Origin of the sequence: Microbacterium sp. 5K110, from assembly GCF_005774735.1 — a bacterium.
Classification (GTDB): Bacteria; Actinomycetota; Actinomycetes; order Actinomycetales; family Microbacteriaceae; genus Microbacterium.
In genome coordinates, this window is the sequence record NZ_VBUM01000104.1 from 1 (window position 1) to 10677 (window position 10677).

At 70.7% G+C, this 10677-nt stretch carries 10 protein-coding genes; 7 read left to right on the forward strand and 3 right to left on the reverse strand.

The genetic code is table 11. The features are described 5' to 3' along the window. On the reverse strand, positions 1-3307 hold a 3307-nt coding region (locus tag FE256_RS16135), incomplete at its 3' end, for a choice-of-anchor I family protein (RefSeq protein WP_171024383.1). A gap of 187 nt (positions 3308-3494) precedes the next feature. Here FE256_RS16135 and FE256_RS16140 point away from each other — a divergent pair. The 3 genes from FE256_RS16140 to FE256_RS16150 all read left to right on the forward strand — a co-directional run bounded on the left by FE256_RS16140 (position 3495) and on the right by FE256_RS16150 (position 6330). Further along, on the forward strand, positions 3495-4217 hold the full coding sequence (locus FE256_RS16140) for a VIT1/CCC1 transporter family protein (protein ID WP_138177698.1): 723 nt from the start codon (positions 3495-3497) through the stop codon (positions 4215-4217). 80 nt (positions 4218-4297) lie between these two features. Then, positions 4298-5461: an acyl-CoA dehydrogenase family protein gene (locus tag FE256_RS16145; protein ID WP_138177700.1), complete on the forward strand. Its 1164-nt coding sequence runs from the start codon at positions 4298-4300 to the stop codon at positions 5459-5461. A 77-nt stretch (positions 5462-5538) separates the two neighbouring features. After that, positions 5539-6330 carry an enoyl-CoA hydratase-related protein gene (locus FE256_RS16150; protein ID WP_138177702.1) on the forward strand — a complete coding sequence of 264 codons (792 nt, stop codon included), beginning with the start codon at positions 5539-5541 and terminating at the stop codon, positions 6328-6330. 14 nt (positions 6331-6344) lie between these two features. On the opposite strand, the gene FE256_RS16155 is transcribed toward FE256_RS16150, so the two are convergent. Continuing rightward, positions 6345-6872, reverse strand: coding sequence for a MarR family winged helix-turn-helix transcriptional regulator (locus tag FE256_RS16155; protein WP_138177704.1), 528 nt, complete (start codon positions 6870-6872; stop codon positions 6345-6347). Between the two features lie 133 nt (positions 6873-7005). Between FE256_RS16155 and FE256_RS16160 the strand changes: the two genes are divergently transcribed. Then, positions 7006-7983 (forward strand): cytochrome b/b6 domain-containing protein, encoded by a 978-nt coding sequence (locus tag FE256_RS16160; protein ID WP_212743539.1) that lies wholly within the window; start codon positions 7006-7008, stop codon positions 7981-7983. 250 nt (positions 7984-8233) lie between these two features. Here the strand turns inward: FE256_RS16160 and FE256_RS16165 are convergent, their stop codons facing one another. Further along, positions 8234-8809 carry a TetR family transcriptional regulator gene (locus FE256_RS16165; RefSeq protein ID WP_138177706.1) on the reverse strand — a complete coding sequence of 192 codons (576 nt, stop codon included), beginning with the start codon at positions 8807-8809 and terminating at the stop codon, positions 8234-8236. A 55-nt stretch (positions 8810-8864) separates the two neighbouring features. On the opposite strand from FE256_RS16165, the gene FE256_RS16170 reads away from it, so the two are divergent. The 3 genes from FE256_RS16170 to FE256_RS16180 form a co-directional block, all read left to right on the forward strand. Continuing rightward, positions 8865-9473, forward strand: a complete 609-nt coding sequence (locus FE256_RS16170; protein ID WP_138177708.1) for a biotin transporter BioY — start codon at positions 8865-8867, stop codon at positions 9471-9473. After that, a complete protein-coding gene (locus tag FE256_RS16175) occupies positions 9470-10153 on the forward strand; it encodes an energy-coupling factor ABC transporter ATP-binding protein (protein WP_171024385.1) in 684 nt (227 codons plus the stop codon). The genes FE256_RS16170 and FE256_RS16175 overlap by 4 nt, the downstream gene beginning before the upstream one ends. Next, positions 10147-10677 (forward strand): CbiQ family ECF transporter T component (locus FE256_RS16180; protein WP_138177712.1); only part of this gene is annotated, 531 nt, incomplete at its 3' end. The genes FE256_RS16175 and FE256_RS16180, both read left to right, overlap by 7 nt.

Here is a 10677-nt window from a genome sequence, read left to right on the forward strand (position 1 = left end):
GCGTGGGGGTGGGCGTCGGCGTGGGCGTCGTGCCCTCGTCGACCGGCTGCGTCCCCTTCAGGTAGGCGCGACCCAGGGGCGACGGCGCGACCGTGCCCTTGGCGGCGAAGAAGTCCGCCGTAGCCTGCAGGTCGATCTGGCCGGAGTCGGCCTTCCCCGTGCCCTGCGCGAAGGTGAAGAAGTTGTCGCCGCCCGCCGCAAGGAACGAGTTGGTCACGATGCGATACGACGCGGTCGGGTTGATCGGCGTACCGTTCAGCGCGATGGAGCCGATGCGCGAACCCTTCGCCGCCGTCGGGTCGTACTCGAAGGTGAAGCCCTTCGACACGCCGAGTGCGAGCACCGGGCGCGACGCGGTATCGGGCTGCCACTGCTCTTCGAGAACCGACTTCAGCTGCGCTCCGGTGAGCGAGAGCGTCACGAGCGTGTTGCCGAATGGCTGCACGTTCGCCGCCTCGCGGTACGAGACGGAGCCGTTGTCGGTTCCGTAGAGGAGGTCGGCGCGCAGTCCGCCGGGGTTCATGAACGCGATCTGCGCGTCCTGCCCGTTGAACGAGGGGTTCTCGCTCGCGGCCCACAGGTACACGTCCGCGACGGTGTTGCCGAGCGCGGAGTAGGCGCCGCGGTCCTCGCCGCCCGAGCCGTTCTTGGCACGCGTGACGTCGGCGGTGATCGTGCCCACCTGGACCTGGCCCTTCACATCGGCCGTCGCCTTGGCATCCGTCACGATCTTCGCGGTGTCCGTCTGCGGGTAGGCGATGTACTGCGTGACCGTGGTGTCGAGCAGGGGGCGCACGCCGGGCGTGATCGAGACGAGCTTGCCGGCCTCGTCGAGGTCCACGTCGAGAGTGCCGAGGTTCGTGCCGTACTGACCGGTCTGGATGACGGAGCGTCCGCCGATCGTGCACGAGTACTTCTGGTGCGTGTGCGCCGAGACGATGGCATCCACGTCGGCGGACGCGCCGCGCACGAGGTCGCCGAAGTCGCCGGACTCGGTGGCGATGGTGGTGCAGTCGGTGCCCTCCGAGCCCTCGTGAGCGAGGAGGATCACGACGTCGGCACCGGCGTCGCGAGCGTTCTTCGCCTCGCGGTTCGCCGCCTCGACCTGGTCGCCGAACTCGATCTCGGTGATCTTCGACGGGTCGACCATGCCGGCGGTCTGGCGCGTCACGGTGCCGACGAAGGCCACCTTCGTGCCGTCGACCTCTTTGATCGTGTACGGCTTCAGGGCGGGGGTCTTCGTGCCCTTCTTGTAGACGTTGGCGCCGAGTGCGAAGTCGCTGAACTGATCGGCGTCGGGGTCGCCCTCGTACTCGCGGATGACGCGCGTGGTCAGGTCGGCGAAGCCGCGGTCGAACTCGTGGTTGCCCACGACGCTGACATCGAGCGTCGCGGCCTTCAGGGCCTTGATCGTCGGGGTGTCCTGGTCGATGAACGACTCGAACGCGCTCGCGCCGATGTTGTCACCGGCCGAGACGAACAGCGTGTTCGGGTTCTGCTGGCGGTACTTCTCGACCGCGCCGGCGAGAACGCCGGCACCCGCGACGCCACCGGACTCCTGCAGCAGGCGGCCGTGGAAGTCGTTGATCGTCAGGATCTGCAGGTCGGGGGTCTTCGGCTGCGTCGGGCGCACCTCGAAGACGGTGGTCGAACCCGAGACCTCGTTGCCGGTGATCAGCAGCGGGATGCCGGTGGGCGAACGCAGCGCCGAGACGAACGCGATGCCCTCGGGACCGAGGTCTCCGGCCGCGGCCGTCTTGACGTCGGCGGAGGCGTTGCGGTTGTTGACGTACGTGACGTACGCCGGGTTCTTCGGGTCGGTGACGTCGTAGACCATCACGCCGCCCGCGCGCTCGAGCCCGATGAAGGCGTACGTGCGGCCGTCGACCACGCCGATCGTGACGTTCTCGGGCTCGGGGCCCTTGTCGTCGCTGCGGTCGTCGACGGTGTTGTTGTCGTTCGAGACGTTGAACAGCTCGGGAGCGACCTCCTTCAGCTTCTGCTCGAACTGGTCGCCCGAGTCGAAGACGAGAGTGCCCTTGGTGTCCCAGATCGAGAACGAGCGGGCGCCGTAGGCGTACAGCTCGCTGTAGCAGCCGTCGGACGTCTTGCCGAGGTCGGTGACGACCTTGAGGCGTCCGAGATCGGAGTCGGCCGCGCGGCCGGCGAGCGGGGAGGTCTCGCAGATCGCGGCGAGGTCCTTCTTGCCGAAGTCCTTGATGCGGGCCTCGTCGGTGAAGTCGCCCCACTCGCGGCCGTCGCCTTCGTTGGCCGTGACGAGGTACGTCGTGGCCTTGCCGCCGACGGTCGCCGAGTAGGACGCGATCCCGTCCGGCATGTACAGGCCCTTCAGGCCCGCGACCGAGCGGATGTCGATCCCGCCGTCCTTGTCGCTGGTGTCCAGAGCGCTCGCGCCCCAGTCCTTGTAGCCGAGGGGCAGGATGCCGGTCACCTCGGCCTTTGCGAGGTCGACCGTCGCGACGGCGTTGGCCTCCTGCAGCGTGACGTAGGCGACGGTTCCGTCAACGGTGATGTACTCGGGCTCGAGGTTGCGCGAGACGCGGTTGGCAGACAGCGGCGTCGTGCCCTGATCGGGCGCGGCGACGTCGGGGCCGAAGACGCGGACCTTCGGGTCGAGTGTCTTGGTGCCGCCCTGCTCGAAGGCGCGGAAGCCGGCGGTCTTCACCGCGCTCTGCGCCGGAGCAACGAGGGAGGACGACAGCGTCACGACGCTGACCGAACCCTCGGGGTCGCTGGAGAAGTTCTCCGCCGGCTCGCCCTCGTTGGCGACGACGGCGTAGCTGCCGTCCTTGGAGAACGTGACCATGTCGGGCAGAGCGCCGACGGTGACCTCGCCGAGCTTCGCGCTCGCGGCGTCGTCCTTGTTGGCGTCGAAGAACATGAGGTGACCGGCGGCGGTCTTGTCCTCGGCCTCGAAGGCGACGACGCCGAGACCGTCGTCGCGGACGGCGACGGAGTTGGCCACGCCGGTCGATGCGATGTCGAACAGCTTCACCGGCTTGGTCGGGTCGCTGTTGTCGAGCACCGTCACGGTGCCGGCCTGCGCGTTCACGACGAAGAGGCGGTCGCGGTAGGCCTGCACGATCTCGGCGGCGGACTCCTTGTAGACGTTGGTGTCGTAGGAGCCGACCGGGGTCAGGCCGATCGCGGCGCCGGACGCGCTGTTCGAGATCGGCTGGGGGACGATGGCGGCCGAAGCCGCTGTCGCGCTCGAAAGAGCGAGCGCGCACACCGCCGCGGTCGTCGCGGTGAACGCGGCGGCACGGCGCAGGAAGGTCGAAGGCATGCGTGTCCTCGGGGGTGTCGGGCGGGGATGACAGAACCGACACGGGGGCGTCGATCGCCCCCACTGTGCCGACTTGCGGTGACGCTCGGGTGAACGGCCTGCGAATGCGCGGTGCGGCGTCCCCGCGAAGATCACCCCATGGTTCATCGTGCGCGGGCGCGTCGCCCGGGAGGACTAGCCTGACCGCATGACCGATTCGCTCGCGGGCGCGCACCCCGATGAACCCCACCGGCAGGGACTCGCGCAACGCCTGAACTGGTTGCGCGCCGGAGTGCTCGGCGCCAACGACGGCATCGTCTCGACGGCGGCGGTCGTCGTCGGTGTCGCGGGGGCTACGAGCGAGATCGCCCCCGTCTTCGTCGCCGGTCTCGCTGCCCTCGTCGGCGGGGCGATCTCGATGGCCCTGGGCGAATACGTGTCGGTCTCGAGCCAGCGCGACAGCGAGCACGCGCTCATCCAGAAGGAGCGCCGCGAGCTCGCGGAGGACCCGGATGCCGAGTTCGCCGAGCTCGTCGGTCTGTACGAGGCGCGCGGTCTGACCTCCGACACCGCGACGCGCGTGGCGACCGAGCTCACGGCATCCGATGCCCTCAAGGCGCACCTGTCGGTCGAACTGAACATCGACGCCGACGACGTGGTGAGCCCCTGGGCGGCGGCGATCGCGTCGGCGGTGGCGTTCACGATCGGTGCGATCCTGCCGATGCTGACGATCCTGCTCGCGCCGGTCGAGGTGCGCGTGCCGCTGACGTTCGTCGCGGTGCTCCTCGCCCTCGCCCTGACGGGGTACCTCGCCGCCTGGATCGGCGGGGCGCGCCGCGGTCGGGCGATCCTGCGCACGGTGATCGGCGGGGCGCTCGCGCTCGGCGCGACGTACGGCGTCGGAGCATTGTTCGGCGTCGCGACCGGGTAATTCTTTGGCATCCTAGAATTTACAAGGAAGCCCAACTAAAATCTCCCTCGCGACGACGACGTCGCCGAATGGAGAGCCGCATGGACGCCACCCCCGCCCCCGTGCTCGACGCCCTGACCGCCGACGACCGCGCCGCCATCCTCGGCGCCGTCCGCGAGTTCGCCGCGACCGAGCTGTCCCCGCACGCGCTCGAATGGGATGCCACGAAGCACTTCCCGCGCGACGTGCTGCGCCGCGCCGGTGAACTGGGACTCGGCGGCGTCTGCGTGCGCGAGGAGTCCGGCGGCGCGGGCTTCCCCCGCCGCTTCGCGGTCGAGATCTTCGAGGAGCTCGCCGCGGGCGACCCCACGGTGACCGCGTACCTGACGATCCACAACATGGTCGCGTGGATGATCGACGCGTACGGCGACGACGCGCAGCGCGAGCGGTGGCTCCCGGGCCTGATCTCGATGGAGCAACTCGGGGCGTATTGCCTCACGGAGCCGGGGGCGGGCTCGGATGCCGCGGCGATCACCACGTCGGCCATTCGGCACGGCGACGGTTACGTGCTCACGGGCGTGAAGCAGTTCATCTCCGGTGCCGGCGAGGCATCCGTCTATGTCGTCATGGCGCGGACCGGCGAACCGGGCGCGCGCGGGGTCAGCGCGTTCCTCGTGCCCGCGGATGCCGAGGGGCTGTCGTTCGGGCCGAACGAGAAGAAGATGGGCTGGAACGCCCAGCCCACGCGGCAGGTCGTGCTCGATGAGGTGCGGGTCCCGGCCGAGAATCTGCTCGGCGGCGAGGGGCGCGGTTTCGGAATCGCGATGTCCGCGCTCAACGGCGGTCGCTTGAACATCGCCGCGTGCTCGCTCGGCGGGGCGCGGTGGGCCCTGGAACGCGCGGTCGCGTACGTGCACGAGCGCTTCACGTTCGGTGAGGCCCTGGCCGAGAAGCAGTCCGTCGTCTTCGCCGTCGCCGACATGGCCACCGAACTCGAGGCCGCGCGCCTGCTCGTGCGCGACGCCGCCGCGGCCCTGGACGCGAAGACTCCGGATGCCGCGACCCGGTGCGCCATGGCGAAGCGGTTCGCGACCGACGTCGGTTTCCGCGTTGCCAACGAGGCGTTGCAGCTCCACGGCGGGTACGGCTACCTGCAGGACTACGGCATCGAGAAGGTCGTCCGCGACCTGCGCGTGCACCAGATCCTCGAGGGAACCAACGAGATCATGCGGCTCATCATCGGACGGAGCGTCCTCGCGGCGTGACGCGGAACCCTCGGTGATGTCGGGGGAGCATGCGACGATGCGAGGGAACCTTCACCTCTGACCCCCCTGGGAGTGACATGAGCGATCAGCGCGGTACCGCGTACGAGACGATCCGGGTCGAGCAGCGCGGGCGGGTGGGGTGGATCACCCTCGACCGGCCCGAGGCGCTCAACGCGCTGAACACGCGGTCGATGACCGAGGTGGTCGCAGCGGCGACGGCGTTCGACGACGCACCCGACGTCGGGGCGATCGTCGTCACCGGGTCCGAGAAGGCCTTCGCGGCCGGCGCCGACATCAAAGAGATGGAGGGCAAGTCGGGGCTCGAGATGACCCTGACCGACCACTTCGGAGCGTGGAGCCGTTTCGCCGCCGTGCGGACGCCCGTGATCGCCGCCGTGTCGGGCTATGCGCTGGGCGGCGGCTGCGAACTCGCACTGATGTGCGACATCATCCTCGCCTCCGACGGTGCGAAGTTCGGTCAGCCCGAGATCCAGCTCGGCGTCATCCCCGGCATGGGCGGGACGCAGCGGCTCGTCCGCGCCCTGGGGTACTACAAGGCCGCCGAGATGGTGCTCACCGGCCGCATGATCGACGCGGTCGAGGCCGAGCGCGCGGGCCTGGTCTCGCGCATCGTCCCGGCCGCCGACCTGCTCGACGAGGCCGAGACCGTCGCCCGCACGATCGCCGAGAAACCCCTGCCGGCCCTGTACGCGGCGAAAGCGGCGCTCGACGTCGCGCTGGAGTCGACGCTCGCCGAGGGCGTGCGCTTCGAGCGCCAGGCGTTCGCCTCGCTCTTCGACACCGCCGACCAGAAAGAGGGCATGGCCGCGTTCCGCGAGAAGCGGACGCCGAACTTCTCGCACCGCTGAGCGGCCTGCGGCGGTCAGAGCGGGTCGGGCGTCGGCGCAGGGTCGGCGAAGTCACCCGCGTTCTTGCGGAATCGGGCGATGATCCGCACCAGCTCGGTCGCGTCCTCGGGCGCGAGCCCCGGGTCGCGGAACACCGCGTTCAGGGCGTCCGTGGCCGCGTCGACGCGTCGGCGGCCGGCATCCGTCAGCACGAGCAGGGCGGCACGCCCGTCGGTGGGGTGCGCTTCGCGTGTCACGAGCCCGTCGCGAGCGAGACGTTCGACGGTGTTCGTCACGCTCGTCGGGTGCACCTGGAGCCGCGCGATGGCGCTGGCCATCGGCATCCGGCCCTCGCGCGTGAAGGCGAGCAGCCGCAGCATCTCGAAGCGTGAGAACGTCAGATCCAGCGGTCTCAGAGCGCGCTCGATGGATGCCATGAGCAACTGGTGCGCCCGAATGACCGAGGTCACGACGGTCATGCCGTCGGCGGCGTCGTCCCAGCCGTGCGCGAGCCATTGGCGCTTGGCTTCGGCGATCGGGTCGACCGGTAGGCGTCTCGGCATCCGTTCTCCTCCCGCCCCACGGTACCGCGGGCGTGCTGGGATCGGCGGTCGAGAGGCGTCGCACGCGCCCGGGGGTGCGGCGGGTTTCGGTATCGTCGGGAGTCCAGATCTCCGCTTCGGCCCCGAAAAGCAGATGGCCCCCACACCCCGCATCCCGCAGAGCGGGTCGTCCCGCGTCGAGCCGCGCCGGTTCGGTGATCTCACGCTCGGTCAGTGGGTGGGCTCGGCGCTGATCCTCGGGGCGGCGGCGCTCGTCCTGGCGGGGCTGCTCGTGCTGATGGCTCGGGTGCTCGTCTCGCTCGGGCCGGTCCGCGGATTCCTCGAGATGTACCCCGGCGCCTACGACCTCCCGGCTGGCGCGCCCGTGGGGATTCCCGCGTGGCTCGGGTGGCAGCACTTCCTCAACGGCCTGTTCCTGTTGCTGGTCATACGCTCGGGGCTGCAGTTCCGGCGCGAGAAGCGGCCGAACGCCTTCTGGTCGCCGCGGGGCAACAAGAAGCGCCGGATCAGCCTCGCGCTGTGGTTCCACCACGCGATCGACGTGCTGTGGATGGCCAACGGCGCGGTGTTCGTCGTGCTGCTGTTCGTCACCGGCCAGTGGATGCGCATCGTGCCGACCTCGTGGGAGGTCTTCCCGAACGCGCTGTCGGCGGCGCTGCAGTACGTCTCGCTCGACTGGCCGACCGAGAACGGGTGGGTGAACTACAACAGCCTCCAGCAGCTGTCGTACTTCGCGATCACCTTCGTCGCGGCACCGCTCGCGATCATCACGGGGGTGCGGCTGTCGGTGCTGTGGCCGCGGGACGCCGAGCGCCTGAACCGTCTCTTCCCCGCGGAATGGGCGCGTCGCATCCACTTCCCGGTCATGCTCTTCTTCGTGGCGTTCATCGCGGTGCACGTCTTCCTCGTCCTCGCCACCGGCGCGCTGCGCAACCTCAACCACATGTACGCGGCCCGCGGATCGGTCGACCCCGACGCCTTCGCCGCCGACCCGACCGGACTGGTGTTGTTCGCGGCATCCCTGCTGGCGATGGCTGCGGCGTGGATCGCCGCACGCCCGTCGGTGCTCATCCCGATCGCGCGGCTGTTCGGCGACGTCAAGCAGCGCTGACGCGGGTCTGCCCGCGCCGCCGCGGCGCCCGCCCGAGCCCGGCGGGCGTCGAGATCACGTGATCCGGTCGAACGCACACGCTGCGGTCCTCCCGAACGTGTGCTCTCGGCCGGATCGTGTGCGCTGGATCGCGGCCTCCGTCGCTGTTTCAACGGCCGCCGTCCCGCCCCTCCGGCCGTCGCTGCCGTGCCGTCTCATGCGCGGGCCGCGACCCGCCCAGACCACGTGAAATGGCGCAGGATGCCGCGGCCTACGCCGGGCGCGACGCGGACGCGTGCAGGCCGCGGTGGATGAGGTCGACACCGAAGGCGAAGTCGGCGTCGGGGACGGGCGTCGCGCCCGGGGCGACGACGCCGACGCTGTCGTACTGCAGACGCTGCTGCTCGTGCCAGACGTGGCCCAGGACGAAGTGCAGCAGTGTCGTGGCCGCGCGCGCCGATGTGCGGGGGCCGAAGCCCTCGGCGGCGACGGCGGCGGCGAGGCGATCGTGCGCGGCCGACGTCCCGAGACCGAGCGCGAGGGTGCTCGACACGACCTCGGCGCCGTCCCGGTAGGCGAGCAAGGCGTCGCGCAGCGCGCGTGCCTCGGCGGCGACGCCGGAACCGCGCAGCAGGGATGCCGCTCGCCCCACGATGCGTTCGGAGAGCTCGGCCAACAGCGACTGTTTGTTGGGGAAGTGCCAGTAGAGCGCGCTCGGCTGGACGTCCAGGCGGGCGGCGAGGCGACGCATCGTCAGATCGGCGAGTCCGTCGTCGTCGAGGATCCGCAGCGCGGTGCGCGCGACGTCGTCGGCCGAGTGGCCGCGACCGCGTCCGGGAGGAGTCACGCTCCTGAGTATAGTGAACACCGTTCAGGTGAACGCTGTTCAGGTAAGGAACGACATGACTTCTTCCGCCCCACTCCGCACCCCGGATGCCACCGACCTCGCGCGCGTGGCCGTCTTCGCCGCGCTCATCGCCGTGCTCGGGCTGCCCGGCAGCTTCCCCGTCTTCGGGGGCGTTCCGATCACGGCTCAGACCCTCGGCGTGATGCTCGCCGGCGCGGTGCTCGGTCCGTGGCTGGGCGCGCTGTCGGTGACGGTCGTGCTCGCCCTGGTCGCGATCGGATTGCCCCTGCTGGCCGGTGGCCGCGGGGGGTTCGGGGTGTTCCTCGGTCCGACCGCGGGCTACGCGCTCGGCTGGATCCTCGGCGCGATCGTCGTCGGGCTCATCGTGCACGCCGGGAACCGTCGCCCGGTGTGGTGGCGCACCGCGATCGCGATGGTCGCCGGGGGTGTCGTGGCGATCTACGCCCTCGGCATCCCGGTCCAGAGCCTCGTGACCCGACTGCCTCTCGGCGAGACCGCGCTGACGAGCCTGGTCTTCATCCCGGGCGACCTGCTCAAGGCAGCGATCGCGACGATCGTGGTGACGCTGCTGGTGCGGTCGTATCCGCGGGGCTTCCGCCGGCAGTGGCGGGTCGCTCCGGTCGAGCAACCCGTACCCGCGTGATCCTGCACTGCCGCGACCTCGGCGTGCGGCTCGACGGCCGCGACGTGCTGCGCGCCGTGACCGTCGATCTCGAGGCGCGCACGATCGCGATCGTCGGGGACAACGGTTCGGGCAAGTCGACGTTCGCCCGGGTGCTCGCCGGTCTCGTCCGGCGCGACACCGGCGACGTGCGGGTACGGGGGCTCGACCCCGAGCGGGATGCCGCCGAGCACCGCCGTCGTGTCGCCCTCGTGCTGAGCAACCCCGACGCGCAGATCGTGATGCCGGTCATCGCCGACGACGTGGGTTTCTCGCTGCGCGCCGAGCGCCTGCCCCGGGCGGAGCGCGCCGAGCGGGTGGCGCGCGCCCTGGAGCGCTTCGGCCTCGCGGAGCTCGCCGAGCGGTCCGCGCACGACCTCTCGGGCGGGCAGAAGCAGCTTCTGGCGCTGTGCGGCGCGTTCGTGCGCGACCCGGATCTCGTCGTGGCCGATGAGCCCACCGCCTTCCTCGACGCCCGCAACGCGCGTCGCGTCGCCGACCACTTGCTCGCCGACGCCGGGCACGCGCTGATCCTCGTGACCCACGACCTGACGCTCGCGCGGTGCTGCGACGCCGCCGTGCTGTTCACCGACGGGGGCGTCCGCGCCGCGGGGGCGGCATCCGCTGTCGTCGACGAATACGAGAGGGCGCTCGTGTGCTGAGCCTCTACCGGCCGGGCCGGGGAGTTCTGCACCGGATGCCGGCCGGCCCGAAGATGCTCCTGCTCGCGGTTGCGGCGGTCGGTCTCGCCTCGCTGCCGACGGCGGGATGGGTGGCGGGGGTGTGCGCGGGCGTTGTTGTCTTGGCGTACGTCGTCTCGGGCGTCGGCGCGCGCGAGCTCGGGCGACAGGTCTGGGGCCTGCGCTGGATCGCGGTGATCACCGCGATCGGGCAGCTGGTCTTTGTGGGACCCGAACCCGCGCTCGCCAACACGGCGCGGGTCGTCGCCGCCCTGCTGATCGCGGCCCTGCTACCGCTCACCACGCGCGTGGACGACATGCTCGACGCTCTCGAGCGCGGACTCGGTCCGCTGTGCCGGATCGGGATGGATGCCGAGCGCGCGGCGCTCTTGCTCGCGGCGACGATCACGACGATCCCGGTGCTCGCCCGCCTGGGCGCCGAGGTGCGCGAGGCGCAGCGCGCCCGGGGCGTGCGCCCGTCGCTGGGTGCGGGGATCGTTCCGTTC